We start from the raw sequence: 14,915 nt of genomic DNA, 5'->3' as shown, positions 1-14,915 counted from the left end.
CAATAAAAGCTGGCCGGTAAAAAATGGCTGATGGTCGGCGGGAGGCTTTGTCTTTCCCGCTCTCCGCTCAATCCTCGAGACGTTTCTCGCGAAAGAACTGCCGCAGAATGTCAGCACTGTCGCTTTCCGCCAGTCCCGAATAGACATCCGGCGCATGGTGGCATGTCGGCTGGCTGAAGAAGCGCACGCCACTCTCCACCGCGCCGCCCTTGGGGTCTTGCGCGCCGTAATAGAGACGGCGAATGCGGGCAAAAGAGATCGCCGCCGCGCACATGGTGCAGGGCTCCAGCGTGACGTAAAGATCGGCACCGGGCAGGCGTTCCTGTTCCAGCGCCTCGCAGGCCATGCGGATCACGGCGATTTCGGCGTGCGCCGTCACATCGTTCAATTCACGGGTGCGATTGCCGGATCGGGCAATGACGCGGCCGTCCACAACCAGTACGGCACCGATCGGAACCTCCTGTCGCTCAGCCGCGGCACGGGCTTCCGCAAGCGCCAGTTCCATGAAATGCGTCGTTTCGGCCATTGCGTTTCAATTTCCTCTTAACCCTCGTGCTTGGACCTGATAGGACAGCCCAAACAACAGGCAAACAACAAATGACTTTTAAAGACAAGCCGAAGCGTGACGGTGGCAAGACGTTTAGCCGCGACAACAAGCCGAAAGGCCCCGGTAAACCCGCTGCAGAGCGTGAAAAGAAACCGGCGGAAGCCAAGGCTGCCCCCGTGGGCGAGATCGTTGGCGGCACCAAGCCGGAACGTATTTCCAAGATCATGGCGCGTGCCGGTGTCGCTTCGCGACGCGATATCGAGCGCATGATCATGGAAGGTCGCGTGTCGCTGAACGGCGTTCTGCTGGACAGTCCGGTGGTCAACGCCACGCTGTCCGACAAGATTGAAGTGGATGGCATGCCGATCCGCGGTGCGGAGCGCACGCGCCTGTGGCTGTACCACAAGCCCGCTGGTCTGGTGACGACCAACTCCGACCCGGAAGGCCGCCCGACCGTTTTCGACAATCTGCCCGGTGAATTGCCGCGTGTCCTGTCCATCGGCCGTCTCGATATCAACACCGAAGGCCTGCTGCTGCTGACCAATGATGGCGGCCTTTCCCGCGTTCTGGAGCTGCCGACCACCGGCTGGCTGCGCCGTTACCGCGTGCGCGCCCATGGCGAGGTCGATCAGGCCGCACTCGACAAGCTGAAGGACGGCATCGCCGTCGACGGCGTGCTTTATGGTGCAATCGATGCGACGCTCGACCGCACCCAGGGCCACAATGTCTGGATCACCATGGGCCTGCGTGAAGGCAAGAACCGCGAAATCAAGAACGTGCTCGGTGCGTTAGGTCTCGAGGTCAACCGCCTGATCCGCATCTCCTACGGTCCGTTCCAGCTTGGCGATCTGCCCGAGAGCAAGGTGCTGGAAGTGCGCGGCCGCATGCTGCGCGACCAGCTCGGCCCACGTCTGATCGAAGAGTCCGGTGCCAATTTCGATGCGCCGATCTACACCAATGCACCTGCCGAAGACGAAGAAGACAACGCGCCCAAACGCGCGCCGAAGTCCGAATGGGCAAAGGGCGGCGACGCGCCGGAAGGCAAGCCGCGTTTTGAGAGATCGGCCGGCAAACCGGAAGATCGCCGCGAAAAGGCGCTGGGCCGTCTCGACACCAAACGCGGTGATAAGCCAGCCGGCAAGTTCGGCGCGAAGCCTGCCGGAAAATTCGCTGGCAAGGGCCGCAAGGAAGATGACGGCGAAGAGCGCCGCAGCCCCCGCCAGCCCGCCGGCACCAGCCGCACCGCCAATGTGTGGATGGCGCCCGGTGCAAGGCCGACCCGCGACGGCAAGGAGCGCAAGTCGTCTGCCCGCGCCGAAGCCGAAAACCTGTTCAAGAAGCCGTCCGCCCAGGACGAAGCCCGTCGCAGCCTCGTGCGCCATGCCGATGAAGAGGGTGAGTGGATCCGTTCGGAACCCACCCGCGAGGATGATCGCGCCCCCGGCCGTGGCGACCGCTCGGCACGCGGCGAAAAAAGCTTTGGCGATCGCGGTGGACGCGGCGGCAATTCCTTTGGCGGCAAACCGTCCGGCGACCGGCCTTTCCGGGATCGCCCCCGTGAAGACGGCGACCGCCCCCGTGGCGAGCGTCCTGCACGCAGCGGCGCAAAGAGCTTCGGTGATCGTCCGGCGCGCGGCGACAAACCCTTCGGTGACCGGCCGTTCCGGGACCGGCCTCGCGAAGATGGTGATCGCCCGCGCAGCGACCGTCCGCGTGGCGAGAAGAGTTTTGGCGATCGTACCGCGCGTGGTGAAAAGCCATTCAGCGAACGGCCGTTTCGTGACAAGCCCCGCGAAGAAGGGGATCGTCCCGGCAGCGATCGTCCACGCGGCGACCGGCCTTTCGGGGACAAGCCCCGTGGCGCAAAGCCGGGCGGCAGGCCCGCATCCGGCAAGCCGTCCTTTGGTAAGTCGGGCGAGCGTGGCGAGCGTTCGGGTTTTTCGGGCAAGGGTAAAGGCCCCGGCGGCAATGGCCCCGGCGGCGGCAAGCCGGGCGGCAAAGGCCCGGGTGGCAAACCGACTGGTGGCAGGGGAATGACACGTAATGCGGATCGTAGGCGGTGAGTTTCGCGGCCGGAATCTGGCCGCGCCTAAAACAAATTCCATTCGTCCGACCATCGACAGGACGCGGGAAAGCCTTTTCAACATTTTAAGCCACGCCTATCCGGAAAGTCTGGACGGTACGCGCGTTCTGGACGTTTTCGCCGGAACGGGCGCGGTGGGGCTGGAAGCCCTGTCGCGTGGCTGTCGTGTGGCGCTCTTCGTCGAAAACGGCGTCGAGGGCAGGGGGCTGCTCTGGGAAAACATCGATGCGCTGGGGCTGCACGGGCGTGCCCGTATCCTGCGTCGTGATGCCACCAAGCTTGGTGGCGTCAACAATATCGAGCCCTTCGATCTTCTCTTCGCCGATCCGCCCTATGGTCAGGGCCATGGTGAGAAGGCTTTCGCTGCCGCCCATGGCGGCGGCTGGCTGGCGCCCGGCGCGCTCGCCATTCTGGAAGAGCGCGGCGATGTCGCGGTCACCGTCGATGCAGCGTTCAAACTCCTCGAAAGCCGTATCTTCGGCGACACGAAAATGCATTTCTACCGCTACGAACCCTGACGGGAAGGCCTTCCCGTCACGCCACGGTCTTGTCTTGTTTGCGCAATAGGCAGGATTTTTTCTGCGGAAAGAATTTGGGTATTCGCATGGAGCAGGGTGTAAACGAGAGTGTCACGATCGTGCATGCCGGGGAAGATGTCCTCGAAGGCGCCGGCGCGGGTGGCCATGAGCCGACATTCGGACTGGCGCTCGGCGGTGGCGGCGCCCGCGGTATTTGCCACATCAATGTCGTTGAGGCCTTCGACGAACTCGGCATCCGTCCGGTAGCACTCTCCGGCTCCTCCATCGGCTCCATCATCGGCGCGGGCATGGCGGCCGGCATGAGTGGCCGGGAAATCCGTGAATACACCCTCGAACTCATGGGGCGCAAAGGCTCGGTTGCAAACCGGCTCTGGAGCCTCGGCCCAGCCTCGATGCGCCATGCGGTCGATGGTTTTCGCCTCGGCCAGTTCAATCTCGAACTCATCCTGCACGCCCTGATGCCGCAGGCCCTGCCGAAGGATTTTTCGGAACTCGCCATCCCGCTGAAGGTGCTGACCACCGATTATTACGCGCAGACCGAAGTGGTGGTGGAAACCGGCGAAATAATCCAGGCACTCGCCGCTTCCGCCGCCATTCCAGCGCTGTTCATGCCTGTTCGCATCGATGGCCGCATCATGATCGATGGCGGCATCTTCAATCCGGTCCCTTATGAACATCTGCTGGACAAGGCCGATATCGTCATCGGCGTCGACGTTGTCGGCGGCCCGGAAGGTGACGGCACCACTATGCCCAACCGGCTGGAAAGCCTGTTCGGCGCCAGCCAGTTGATGATGCAGGCGGCGATTGCCCTGAAGCTGAGACTACGCCCACCCCACATTTTCCTGCGGCCGCCAGTTCACCGTTTCGGCGTGCTGGATTTCCTGAAGTCGGAAGAGGTGTTGAACGCTTCCGCCGGCATTAAGGACGATCTGAAACGGCAGATCGAAATGCAGGTGGAGCTGTTTCATCGCGGGCAGGGCGTCGAGGCTTGAGCGCTGCTCCCTAAGTATTCGCTGCGGAGCGAGCGGTTGCCACGTGTTTCTTCTCCCCGTCGGGGAGAAGGTGGCCCGAAGGGTCGGATGAGGGGGCAACGTTGCCGTATCTCACTACCTTGCCCCCTCGTCCCGCTGCCGCGGACTTCTCCCCCTCGGGGAGAAGAAACAAGCGGGGCCCTCTCAGCCAGTGCCGCGAAGTTCACAACGACACTTCCGTCTCGCTGTCCTCCATATCCTCCTCCTCCCGCTTCTCCGCCTTGTTCTTCGGCTTCATCAGCGGCTCCGGTTTCACCTCGCGCACCGGCTTGTTGTGCAGCATCTGCCGGCCGGCGGCGAGGCCTTCCACGGCTTGAAGCTGCAGCCGCTCCTCGTCGCGTTCACGAATGTCGTCGGAGATCGCCAGCGCCCGCTCGCCATCCATATCCAGCCCCTCCAGAATGCGCCGGCCGAATAGCAGGCCGGATTCCAGCGTCTCGCGCAGTTCATATTCCACGCCCTTTTTTCTGAGATCGAGGGAGTGCACGCGATCATAAGAGCGAGCATAGATGCGCACGCTTGGAAATTCCGACTGGATCATGTCGATGATGCGGTCGGTCACTTCCTTCTTGTGGGTGCAGACTGCCACCAGATCGGCCCGTTCGATGCCGGCCGCGATCAACACATCCTTGCGGGTGCCGTCACCGAAAAAGATGCGGAAACCGAAACGCGCGGCCTGACGCACGCGGTCGGCGGAACTGTCGATGACCGTCACGTCACGCCCGCCTGCGAGAAGGATCTGTGAGGCGATCTGGCCGAAGCGCGAAAAGCCGATCATCAGCACGTCCGCGCCAGCCCCGTCGAAATCTTCGTCCAGCGTGTCTTCGGCGGCGTCCTCCGCCGTCAAACGGCGCGATATCACCGCCAGAAGCGGCGTCAGCGCCATGGAAAGCGTGACAATGGCGACGAGAATTGAGGCGGTCGCCTGTGGAAACAGCCCGGAGGCGGCGGCGGTGGTGAAGAGCACGAACCCGAATTCGCCGCCCTGCGCCAGAAGCAGCGCGATACGGCTCGATGCATAACGCGAAGAGCCGGCAATGCGGCAAAGGCTGTAGATCACCGCTGCCTTCACAGCCATCATTGCCGGCACGGCGATCAGGATGAGGACAATGTGCTCATAGACGATGTTGACATGCAGCGACATGCCGACGGCCATGAAGAACAGCGCCAGCAACAGCCCGCGAAACGGCTCGATATCGGCCTCCAGTTCATGCCGGTAGGAAGATTCCGACAGCATCAGGCCCGCAAGCAACGCCCCCATGCCCATCGACAGTCCGACAGCCTCCATGATGGCGGCAGCGCCGATGACAACGAAGAGCGCCGCCGCGATCATCACCTCGCGTGCACCCGTGCGGGCAATGATCTGGAACATCGGGGTCAGCAGGAAGCGTCCGGCCAGCACCATGCCCGCCACCGCAACGACCGAGGCGACGAGATCGTAAACCATCGAATCCGACGCCACGTCCGGCCGGTTGGAAAGAATGGTGACGAGGGCGAGAAGCGGCACGATGGCGAGATCCTGAAACAGCAGGATCGAAAACGAGCGGTTGCCGTGCCGCGTGTTCATGTCGCCGTCGTCTTCGAGGATTTGCAGCGCAAAGGCGGTGGAGGACAGCGCAAGGCCGAAGCCGGCGACAAGGCTGCCGCGCGCGTCGATCAAGCCGGCCCACCACGCAATCGCCGCCAGTGCGCTGCCCGTCACCAGCACCTGCGCCAGCCCGAGCCCTAAAATATCGCGGCGCATCTGCCAGATGCGCGACGGCTTGAGTTCCAGACCGATGATGAACAGCAGGAAAACCACGCCCAGTTCCGAGACATTGAAAATGTCTTTCGCATCTGTGACCAGATGCAGGAACGGCCCGATGATGATGCCGGCCACCAGATAACCGAGCACGGTGCCAAGCCCGAGCTTGCGGAAAACCGAGGCCGCGATGACCGCGCCGGCCAGAAGCAGCAATGGTTCGGAAAAGAGAGCGTCGTGCTCGGTCATGCGGGCTGACTTTCGAATATGGTGGCGATAGAGCCTTGCCGATTGAGAAAGCGGCGTTTCGCCCTTGATGCGGGGTTGCTGGCACAATAAATGGAACAGGAATGAAAGGCCAACTCATGTCCTCAGAAATAGATTCTTCCAAACTTCTCGATCGCGCCAGCGAACTTGTCGATCTTGCCCGTGCAGCGGGCGCGGATGAGGCGGATGCCGTTGTCGTCCGCTCCCGGTCTCAATCGGTCGGGGTGCGGCTTGGCAAGGTGGAAAGCACCGAATCCTCCGAAAGCGATGATTTTTCGCTGCGCGTCTTTGTTGGCCGCCGGGTGGCAAGCGTTTCGGCCAATCCCGGTTTCGACCTGAAGACGCTGGCCGAGCGGGCAGTGGCCATGGCCAAGGTCTCGCCGGAAGACCCCTTCGCCTGCCTGGCGGACAAACAGCGGCTGGCGACGTCCTATGACGATCTCCAGCTTTTTGATGCGACCGAGGTGTCGTCTGATCAGCTGCGTGAGGCGGCACTCGCTTCGGAAGAGGCCGCACTCGCCGTCAAGGGTGTCAGCAATTCTTCCGGCGCCGGTGCATCGAGCGGCATGGGCGGCCTCGTGCTCGCGACCTCGCACGGTTTTTCCGGCAGCTACATGGGCAGCCGCTTCAGCCGCTCCGTCAGCGTCATCGCTGGCGAAGGCACGAAGATGGAGCGCGACTACGATTTCGACAGCCGGCTTTATTATGCCGATCTGGATGCAGCCGAAGAAATCGGCCGCCGCGCCGGTGAGAAAGTCGTGCGGCGGGTAGGACCCCGTCAGGTCGATACGGGCAGCAACATTACTGTGGTATTCGATCCGCGCATCGCCCGTGGTTTCGTCGGTGCGATCGCCGGCGCGATCAACGGCGCTTCGGTCGCCCGCAAGACCAGCTTTCTGCGCGACAAAATGGGCCAGCAGGTTCTGAAAAAGGGCCTTTACCTCACCGACGATCCGCAGATCGTCCGCGGCCCGTCCTCCCGTCCTTTTGACGGTGAAGGTGTCCGGGGCGAGAAGATGACGATGATCGAGGACGGGGTGCTGAAACACTGGTTCCTCTCCACCTCGGCGGCGCGCGAACTCGGGCTTGAAACCAACGGGCGTGGTGTGCGTGGCGGCACGTCGGTATCGCCGTCCTCCAGCAATCTGGCTCTGGAACCGGGCGATATCTCGCCGCAGGATTTGCTGCGACAGGTTGGAACCGGCTTTTACGTCACCGAACTGATCGGCCATGGCGCTAACATGCTCACCGGTGAATATAGCTGTGGCGCGAGCGGCTTCTGGATCGAGAACGGCGAAAAGACCTTCGCGGTGTCCGAAGTGACGATCGCCTCGAACCTGAAGGACATGTTCATGCGGGTCACACCGGCCGATGATATTGACCGCAAATACGGCGTCGCCGCACCAACGCTTGCCATCGAAGGCATGACGATCGCCGGCAAGTGACACGGCCCGCGGGTTGTTTTCGTCGGTACTTTGTGTGCAAGTGCGAAGAGAAAAACAGGCGCGCCGTTTGAGGCGCGCGGAAAAGACGGCAAAATGAACGATATGGCTGAGGCCCGCTGGGCCTCCGATTTGCGGCTGGTCCTTGAAGCCGCGCGCAAGGCTGGCGAGACGGCTCTGGGTTTCTTCCGCAAGGACCCCGAGGTCTGGTGGAAGAATGGCGGGCTTTCGCCGGTCAGCGCCGCCGACTACGCCGCCAACGAAATTCTCGAAACCATCCTGCGTTCCGCCCGGCCGGATTATGGCTGGCTTTCGGAAGAGACGGATGATGACACGGACCGGCTTTCCCGCTCCACCGTCTTCGTCGTTGACCCCATCGACGGAACCCGCGCCTTTATTGGAGGGCGGGATACCTGGTGCGTCAGCGTCGCGGTGGTGCATGAGGGGCGGCCGGTGGTGGGTGTGCTGGTTGCGCCGGCGCTTGCCGAGGAGTTTACCGCGCTTGAAGGCGGTGAAGCACTGAAGAACGGAGAGCCAGTTTTCGCCGTGCGTGAAAATGCCGGCATCTTCCATCTGGCTGCGCCGGAAGATGTGATCACGCATCTGCCGGAAGAGGTGCGCGCCGGCGTCAAGCGCATTCCGCATGTGCCTTCGCTCGCCTACCGGCTGGCGATGGTGGCGGATGGCCGAATTGACGGAACGCTGGTCAAGGCCAACTCGCACGAGTGGGATTTGGCCGCTGCCGACCTCATTCTGGAAAGAGCGGGCGGGCAGCTTGTCGGCCTTGATGGAAAACCTCTGATGTATAATCGTCGTGAGGTGAACCACTCCGCATTGTGCGCCGCAGCAAATTATGCGCTGCCAGCGCTTTTGAATGCGTTTTCACATCTCTCCGACGGTTGACGTTTGCCCGGAAATCCCGCAGATGAAGGCCTCTCTCAGCGTTTAAGAAAGAGATAAAGACATGACGGAATCCGGCAAACCAAAACAGCTGCTGCACCTCGTCTTCGGCGGCGAACTGGAAAACCTTCAGGATGTTCAGTTCAGGGATTTGAATGCGCTCGATATCGTCGGCATCTATCCGGACTATGCTTCAGCCCTCACGGCATGGAAATCCAAGGCGCAGATGACGGTCGATAATGCCCATATGCGTTATTTTATCGTGCATATGCACCGTCTTCTCAATCCCGACGACAAAAATTGAGTCCTTTTGCCCTTGCGTTGTAATACTATTGGGTGAGGGCGCGCTTTTCCGTGATTCCTGCTTGAAAATGGCAGGCCGGGGTTCCGGCACGAGAAAATGTGATCGCGCTTTGATTTCCGATGACAAAAAATGACGCAATTTGAGAAGAAGTAGGCGGCGATAACAACAAGAACAGGGGCAGGGCATTGCGCGGAATGATCAAGGGCAGAATGTCATGAGCAGCCGTATCGCACGTTTCGCTCTTTCGGGTTACCGGATCGCCGGTATCGCCGCCTATCCCTTTGCCCGACCCTATCTTTCCTGGCGGGCTGCGAAGGGCAAGGAAGACAAACGCCGCCGCTTCGAACGTTTCGGTTACGCCAGCGCCGAGCGCCCGCGCGGGCCGCTCGTGTGGTTCCATGCCGCAAGTGTGGGCGAAACGCTTGCCCTCATCCCGCTGATCCGCGAAATTCGCAAGCGCGATATCTTCGTGCTGCTGACCACCGGCACCGTCACCTCGGCCGAACTGACCCGTACCCGGCTTGGCGACGATGTGATCCACCAATATGTGCCGCTCGACATCAAGATCGCGGTCAACCGTTTCCTCACCTATTGGGCGCCGGATGCCGCCATCACCGCTGAATCGGAAATCTGGCCGGTGACGATGATGGAACTGGAGCGCCGGCATATCCCGCAGATAAGAGTGAATGCCCGTCTGTCCGACCGTTCCTTCGACCGCTGGAAAAACCGTCACGATATTGCGGAATCGCTGTTTTCCAAGCTGGCGCTGGTTGTGGCGCAGTCCGATCTCGATGCCGAACGTTTCCGTGATCTTGGCTCCTGGCCGGTGGTGATATCAGGCAATCTCAAGGGCGATACCGACCCGCCGCCCTGCGACGAGGCGCTGCTGGAGACCTATCGCAAGCAGGTCGGCAATCGCAAGACATGGGCGGCGATCTCCACCTTCGATGGTGAGGAAAAGGCCGCAGCCACCGTGCATGCGGCGATCAAGTCGCGCAACGGCCAGTTGACCATCATCGTGCCGCGCCATCCCGAGCGTGGCGACGATGTGGAGGCCATGCTGAAGGGCATGGGACTGACGGTGGCGCGCCGCAGCCGCAACGACGTGATCACGCCGGAAACCGATATTTTCCTTGGCGATTCCATCGGCGAGATGGGACTATACCTGCGGCTGACCGAGCTTGCCTTCGTCGGCCGCTCGCTGACGGCGGAAGGCGGGCAGAACCCGCTTGAGCCGGCCATGCTCGGCTGTGCCGTATTGTCGGGCGCGCATGTTCAGAATTTCCGCGAGGCCTATCAGAAGCTCATCCGCGCCGGCGGCGGTCGCATCATCCGCGATGTCGAGATGCTGGCGAAGGCCGTGCATTATCTGCTGGTCAACGACAATGAGCGTTACAAGATGATCGATGCCGGCAACCGGGTCATTCAGGATATGCGCGGTGCGCTGTCCTCCACTGTCAAGGCGCTGGAGCCCTATATCAATCCGCTCACCGTTTCGGCCAAGCTGCAACCGCGGAGCGCCATCGGTTCATGGTAGCGGATATCAAAATTGACGCGACGCCGTCGATTGCCGCTGTGCTTTTCGACAAGGACGGAACGCTTTTAGGTTATGACGCCAGCTGGGGACCGGTAAACCGCGAGCTTGCGGCGATCGCAGCCAAGGGCGACGCGGCGCTTGCCGACCGGCTTCTCATCGCCTGCGGCATGGACCCCGTCACCGGCCATGTGGTGCCCGACAGCCTGCTCGCCGCCGGCAATACGGCGGAAATCGCCGCCGGTCTGGTCGCCGCCGGTTCGCCCTGCGATGTCGGTGAACTGACAAAGCGCCTCGACCGGCTCTTCACCGAGGCCGCGGATAAATCCGTGCCCGTCACCGATCTCAAGGCGTTTTTCGCAAGGCTCAAGGCACGCGGCTATAAGCTCGGCATCGCCTCCAGCGACAATGAAAATTCCATTCGCCAGACGGCGATCCGCTTCGGTTTCGAGAGCGATATTGATTTCGTCGCGGGTTATGACAGCGGTTACGGCACCAAGCCGCAGCCCGGAATGGTTCTCGGTTTCTGCGAAGCAATAGGGTTTCCGCCGGAACGTGTGGCTGTGGTCGGCGACAATAACCACGATCTGCATATGGCGAAAAATGCGGGTGCGGGCCTGCGCATCGCCGTTCTGACGGGAACCGGCTCACGCGAAAGTCTCGATGCGGATGCGCATTATTGTTTCGATGATATTACCGCGCTTGAAGCGCTGCTGCCGGAACGGGTTGTTTGAGCCTGGCCCTGGAAAGCGGAGAGTTTCTTCGATCCGTCTATTCCAATTTTGCAATTTACGGTTTTTTCTGGCAAACAACCCCTGACGTGTAACATCCGAACGAATGCCGTGGGCGACGCGGCCGGGAGCGGGCATAGATGGTTTCTGAAGCGCCGCCATTCTGGTGGCAGAAAGCGGGCTGGCAGGCATGGCTCCTGTCGCCTTTCTCGCTTCTTTACGGCAAGGTCGCCGGACGGCGGATGCGGACGGCAAAGCGGGCAAGCGTATCCGTTCCGGTGATCTGCATCGGCAATTTCACCGTCGGCGGAGCGGGCAAGACACCGACGGCGATGGCAATCGCCCGGGCTGCTACTGCTAAAGGCCTCAAACCCGGTTTCCTCAGCCGTGGTTATGGCGGCACGCTCGATGTCACCACCCTTGTTGATCCGCAGCACCATCGCTCCGCCGATGTCGGTGATGAGCCGCTGCTTCTGGCGCGCGAGGCGGTGACGGTGATTTCGCGCCGACGCGTGGAAGGGGCTCACCGGCTGGTGAAAGAGGGTGTCGATCTCATCATCATGGATGACGGTTTCCAGAGCGCCCGCCTGACGCTGGATTATGCGCTTGTTGTCATTGATACGATGCGTGGCATCGGCAATGGCCATCTTGTGCCAGGGGGCCCTGTGCGTGCGCCGCTTGCCGAACAGATGCGGCAGATGACTGGTCTTCTGAAGGTGGGCAATGGCCATGCCGCCGATCCGCTGGTGAGACGGGCGGCAAAGGCCGCCAAACCCGTCTTCGTCGCGGCGATCACGCCGCAGGAGCCGCAGGATTTCAGGGGAAAGCGCGTGCTGGCCTATGCCGGCATCGCCGATCCGGCCAAGTTTTATCGCACCGTCGAGGCGCTTGGCGGCGACATCGTGCAGCAGCGCTCCTTCCCGGACCATCACCATTTCAGCGACGACGAGGTCGCCGATCTCCTGCAGGATGCGGGCAAGGAGAACTTGCAACTGGTGACGACGGCCAAGGATGCCGTGCGGCTCAACGGGCATCATGGCCGTGCGGAAGAGCTGCTATGGAACAGTCAGGTGATCGAGATCGACATGGTGTTTGATGACCCCAATGCGGCCGCGACGATCATCGATGCCGCGATCCAGCATTGCCGCGCCCGCATGCTGCGGGAAAATGCACGGTCGTCATTCTAGAATAGAAGTCGGCTTCCCGGCTCACGCCGGCAGATTGCCGGCCTTTCGTTCAGCTTCCAGCGAGGCGGCGGCATCCACATAGGCTTCCTGCCGGGCCACGCTCCAGTAGCGTAATTCGTCGAGCGGAATGGCCTTGCCGGTCAGGGCGCAGACGACATGTGAGCCGGTTTGCACGATCCGGAAGTCACCGTCGAGATATTCGATGACGGCGAGACGATTTCCGCCTCCCTCAAATCTGTTCATCCGTTTTCGTCTCCTGCTCTGTCCTGTGAGCGCACCCAGTCCGAAACGGCGTAGCGTTTTCCTGAACAACCCGGCTGCTCCAATGTCCTAGATTTATACAGTCCGGTGCGGCCCAAGGCCAGCCCCGCCCGGTCGCGCCTCAGCTTCGGCCGAAAAGCCGTTCTATATCGGAAAGTTTCAGTTCGATATAGGTCGGACGGCCGTGATTGCACTGTCCCGAACCCGGCGTGTTTTCCATCTGCCGCAGAAGCGCGTTCATCTCCTCCGGCCGCATGCGCCGGCCGGAGCGCACGGAACCGTGGCAGGCCATGGTGGCCGCGACATATTCGAGCTTATTGGCAAGCGTCGAGGCGGCGTCCCATTCGGCGATCTCGTCGGCAAGCTGGCGTACCAGCCCCTGCACATTGACCTCGCCGAGCATCGCCGGTGTTTCCCGAACCGCAACCGCTCCCGGCCCGAAACGCTCGATGACGAGGCCCAGCGCATCGAAACCGGCGGCGTGATCCATCAGCCGGTCGCAATCCTCTTCGGGCAGGTCGATGATTTCAGGGATGAGCAGCACCTGCGAAGGCGGGCGGCGGGAATGCAGCGCATTGCGCATTTCCTCGAACACCAGCCGCTCATGCGCGGCATGCTGATCGACGATGACGAGGCCGTTTTCCGTCTGCGCGATGATGTAGTTCTCGTGCAGCTGCGCCCGTGCCGCTCCAAGCGGATACAGCACTGACTCCGGTGAAGGGCTTGCGGAAGCCTCATAGGTCTCACGCGGTTCGGCCCGCGCCGTCGGCATGGTAATGTCGGAAAAGCGCGATTGCACCGCTTCCGCAAATTGCATGTCCCCGGAAACGGCGAGCGGCCGTGAAGGCGAGGTGGCGGCGGACCACGGCGCGGAAGCCGGCATGGAAGGGGAGGGTCGCAGGCCGGACGGGCTGTAGCCGGGGCGGAAGGCGTTCATCATCTGGCTCGCACCCGTCGTCGCTGCCCTGTCACCGTCGCGCGTCAGCGCCTGCCGGATAGCGCCGACGATCAGCCCTCGAATGAGGCCGGGATCGCGAAACCGCACGTCGGATTTCGCCGGATGCACATTCACATCCACAAAAGCGGGGTCGAGCGTGATGGACAGCACCGCGACCGGGTATCGTCCATGCGGCACGGTTTCGGCATAAGCGCCGCGAATGGCCGATAAAAGCAGCTTGTCCTGCACCGGGCGGCCGTTGACGAAGACATATTGATGCGCCGAGTTGCCACGGTTGAAGGTCGGCACGCCGGCAAAACCGGAAAGCGTCACATCCTCGCGCCCGGCATCGATCTCGATGGCGTTGTCCTTGAAGTCCGCGCCGAGAATCTGCGCCATGCGGGCCAGATGATCATCGCCGGTCGAGGGGATTTCGAGCGTCGAACGGTCGGTGCCTGACAGCACGAAGCGGATATGCGGAAAGGCGATCGCCATCCGCTTGACGACCTCGGTAATCGCGGCCGCCTCCGCCCGTTCCGTCTTCAGGAATTTCAGCCGCGCGGGCGTGGCGAAGAACAGGTCGCGCACCTCGACGATGGTGCCGGCATTCGAGGCGGCTGGGCGCACCTCGGAGACCTTGCCGCCGGTGACCGAAATCACCGAACCCTGTTCCGCGCCCTGTTGGCGGCTGGTGATCGAAAGCTTGGCAACCGAGCCGATGGAGGGCAGCGCCTCGCCGCGAAATCCAAGCGTGCGGATGTCATCCAGGGTCGTGGATATTTTCGAGGTGCAATGGCGCCTCACCGCAAGCTCCAGATCGGTGGGTGACATGCCGGAACCGTTATCGGTAATGCGCACCAGCCCCTTGCCGCCGCCCGCCGTGGCAATCTCGATCCGGGTCGCGCCGGCGTCGATGGCGTTTTCCACCAGTTCCTTCGTGGCGCTGGACGGTCTTTCGATGACCTCGCCGGCGGCGATCTGGTTGATGAGGGTTTCTGAAAGCTGCTTGATGGCCATGATCGTCATTTTCGCGGATTCGCCATGGCTTCGAAAGCAAAAAACGCCAATTGCGGCACTTTGCACATGTTTTGTGGACTTCCGGGCATTTGATCATTTCCGTCAACATCTGGGTAAGCGTTAATCCGCTTTTAATCGGCCCTGATTATGGTGGGGCGGCTTGAAATGACCGCAGGCAAGAGGCCCCCTTTTTGGGTGGTGTGTGACGTCGACTATGGGTGAACGTCATCTTCTCCTCAAGACTGCTTCAAGTGGCGAACCCTGATGTCTCTTTTTCGGAATTTGTCGTTTCATCCCGGCATCTGCCCTGAACGATTCCAATAGAAACATAAGCCTGACCCATTAACAGGCGGGAGTTTGCAGTTGAGTGATTTGGCGCCCACCGGCGCGGGCG

General features: G+C 61.7%; 13 protein-coding genes. 9 read left to right on the top strand and 4 right to left on the bottom strand.

What is annotated here, in order from left to right:
- Positions 1 to 67: 67 nt before the first annotated feature.
- Positions 68 to 526, bottom strand: a complete 459-nt coding sequence (locus tag FCH38_RS05030; RefSeq protein ID WP_174373019.1) for a nucleoside deaminase — start codon at positions 524 to 526, stop codon at positions 68 to 70.
- Between the two features lie 71 nt (positions 527 to 597).
- On the opposite strand from FCH38_RS05030, the gene FCH38_RS05025 reads away from it, so the two are divergent.
- The 3 genes from FCH38_RS05025 to FCH38_RS05015 all read left to right on the top strand — a co-directional run bounded on the left by FCH38_RS05025 (position 598) and on the right by FCH38_RS05015 (position 4,161).
- Positions 598 to 2,610 (top strand): pseudouridine synthase, encoded by a 2,013-nt coding sequence (locus tag FCH38_RS05025; protein WP_174373018.1) that lies wholly within the window; start codon positions 598 to 600, stop codon positions 2,608 to 2,610.
- Complete coding sequence (gene rsmD / locus FCH38_RS05020) at positions 2,591 to 3,148, top strand: 16S rRNA (guanine(966)-N(2))-methyltransferase RsmD (protein ID WP_153513245.1); 558 nt, start codon at positions 2,591 to 2,593, stop codon at positions 3,146 to 3,148. Before FCH38_RS05025 ends, rsmD begins: the two co-directional genes overlap by 20 nt.
- A gap of 86 nt (positions 3,149 to 3,234) precedes the next feature.
- Positions 3,235 to 4,161, top strand: coding sequence for a patatin-like phospholipase family protein (locus tag FCH38_RS05015; protein ID WP_174373017.1), 927 nt, complete (start codon positions 3,235 to 3,237; stop codon positions 4,159 to 4,161).
- Between the two features lie 202 nt (positions 4,162 to 4,363).
- Here FCH38_RS05015 and FCH38_RS05010 read toward each other — a convergent pair whose 3' ends face one another.
- Entirely contained in the window at positions 4,364 to 6,190 is a 1,827-nt protein-coding gene (locus FCH38_RS05010; protein WP_149898669.1) for a monovalent cation:proton antiporter-2 (CPA2) family protein, read from the bottom strand.
- A gap of 116 nt (positions 6,191 to 6,306) precedes the next feature.
- Between FCH38_RS05010 and FCH38_RS05005 the strand changes: the two genes are divergently transcribed.
- The 6 genes from FCH38_RS05005 (at position 6,307) to lpxK (ending at position 12,306) form a co-directional block, all read left to right on the top strand.
- On the top strand, positions 6,307 to 7,653 hold the full coding sequence (locus FCH38_RS05005) for a TldD/PmbA family protein (RefSeq protein ID WP_174373016.1): 1,347 nt from the start codon (positions 6,307 to 6,309) through the stop codon (positions 7,651 to 7,653).
- Positions 7,654 to 7,746: 93 nt separating this feature from the next.
- Positions 7,747 to 8,553, top strand: a complete 807-nt coding sequence (locus FCH38_RS05000) for a 3'(2'),5'-bisphosphate nucleotidase CysQ (protein WP_174373015.1) — start codon at positions 7,747 to 7,749, stop codon at positions 8,551 to 8,553.
- Positions 8,554 to 8,614: 61 nt separating this feature from the next.
- Complete coding sequence (locus FCH38_RS04995) at positions 8,615 to 8,854, top strand: DUF4170 domain-containing protein (RefSeq protein ID WP_046800695.1); 240 nt, start codon at positions 8,615 to 8,617, stop codon at positions 8,852 to 8,854.
- Between the two features lie 214 nt (positions 8,855 to 9,068).
- A complete protein-coding gene (gene waaA / locus FCH38_RS04990) occupies positions 9,069 to 10,391 on the top strand; it encodes a lipid IV(A) 3-deoxy-D-manno-octulosonic acid transferase (RefSeq protein WP_149898672.1) in 1,323 nt (440 codons plus the stop codon).
- Positions 10,385 to 11,122: an HAD family hydrolase gene (locus tag FCH38_RS04985; protein ID WP_174373014.1), complete on the top strand. Its 738-nt coding sequence runs from the start codon at positions 10,385 to 10,387 to the stop codon at positions 11,120 to 11,122. Before waaA ends, FCH38_RS04985 begins: the two co-directional genes overlap by 7 nt.
- Positions 11,123 to 11,259: 137 nt before the next feature.
- Positions 11,260 to 12,306, top strand: coding sequence for a tetraacyldisaccharide 4'-kinase (gene lpxK, locus FCH38_RS04980; RefSeq protein ID WP_174373013.1), 1,047 nt, complete (start codon positions 11,260 to 11,262; stop codon positions 12,304 to 12,306).
- A gap of 21 nt (positions 12,307 to 12,327) precedes the next feature.
- On the opposite strand, the gene FCH38_RS04975 is transcribed toward lpxK, so the two are convergent.
- Both FCH38_RS04975 and mutL read right to left on the bottom strand, forming a co-directional pair.
- The gene (locus tag FCH38_RS04975) at positions 12,328 to 12,549 is read right to left on the bottom strand and encodes a DUF2093 domain-containing protein (protein ID WP_174373012.1); all 222 of its coding nucleotides are present in this window, start codon (positions 12,547 to 12,549) and stop codon (positions 12,328 to 12,330) included.
- 139 nt (positions 12,550 to 12,688) lie between these two features.
- Positions 12,689 to 14,521: a DNA mismatch repair endonuclease MutL gene (gene mutL, locus FCH38_RS04970; RefSeq protein ID WP_174373138.1), complete on the bottom strand. Its 1,833-nt coding sequence runs from the start codon at positions 14,519 to 14,521 to the stop codon at positions 12,689 to 12,691.
- Between the last annotated feature and the right edge of the window lie 394 nt (positions 14,522 to 14,915).

The organism is Agrobacterium tumefaciens, assembly GCF_013337285.1.
Lineage (GTDB): Bacteria > Pseudomonadota > Alphaproteobacteria > Rhizobiales > Rhizobiaceae > Agrobacterium > Agrobacterium burrii.
This window is presented reverse-complemented; position numbering and strand designations above follow the sequence as displayed.

Bases quoted from the DNA above. Each gene is read 5' to 3' on its own strand.
- FCH38_RS05030 (WP_174373019.1), bottom strand. From the start codon at position 526: ATGGCCGAAACGACGCATTTCATGGAACTGGCGCTTGCGGAAGCCCGT.
- FCH38_RS05025 (WP_174373018.1), top strand. From the start codon at position 598: ATGACTTTTAAAGACAAGCCGAAGCGTGACGGTGGCAAGACGTTTAGC.
- rsmD (WP_153513245.1), top strand. From the start codon at position 2,591: ATGCGGATCGTAGGCGGTGAGTTTCGCGGCCGGAATCTGGCCGCGCCT.
- FCH38_RS05015 (WP_174373017.1), top strand. From the start codon at position 3,235: ATGGAGCAGGGTGTAAACGAGAGTGTCACGATCGTGCATGCCGGGGAA.
- FCH38_RS05010 (WP_149898669.1), bottom strand. From the start codon at position 6,190: ATGACCGAGCACGACGCTCTCTTTTCCGAACCATTGCTGCTTCTGGCC.
- FCH38_RS05005 (WP_174373016.1), top strand. From the start codon at position 6,307: ATGTCCTCAGAAATAGATTCTTCCAAACTTCTCGATCGCGCCAGCGAA.
- FCH38_RS05000 (WP_174373015.1), top strand. From the start codon at position 7,747: ATGAACGATATGGCTGAGGCCCGCTGGGCCTCCGATTTGCGGCTGGTC.
- FCH38_RS04995 (WP_046800695.1), top strand. From the start codon at position 8,615: ATGACGGAATCCGGCAAACCAAAACAGCTGCTGCACCTCGTCTTCGGC.
- waaA (WP_149898672.1), top strand. From the start codon at position 9,069: ATGAGCAGCCGTATCGCACGTTTCGCTCTTTCGGGTTACCGGATCGCC.
- FCH38_RS04985 (WP_174373014.1), top strand. From the start codon at position 10,385: ATGGTAGCGGATATCAAAATTGACGCGACGCCGTCGATTGCCGCTGTG.
- lpxK (WP_174373013.1), top strand. From the start codon at position 11,260: ATGGTTTCTGAAGCGCCGCCATTCTGGTGGCAGAAAGCGGGCTGGCAG.
- FCH38_RS04975 (WP_174373012.1), bottom strand. From the start codon at position 12,549: ATGAACAGATTTGAGGGAGGCGGAAATCGTCTCGCCGTCATCGAATAT.
- mutL (WP_174373138.1), bottom strand. From the start codon at position 14,521: ATGGCCATCAAGCAGCTTTCAGAAACCCTCATCAACCAGATCGCCGCC.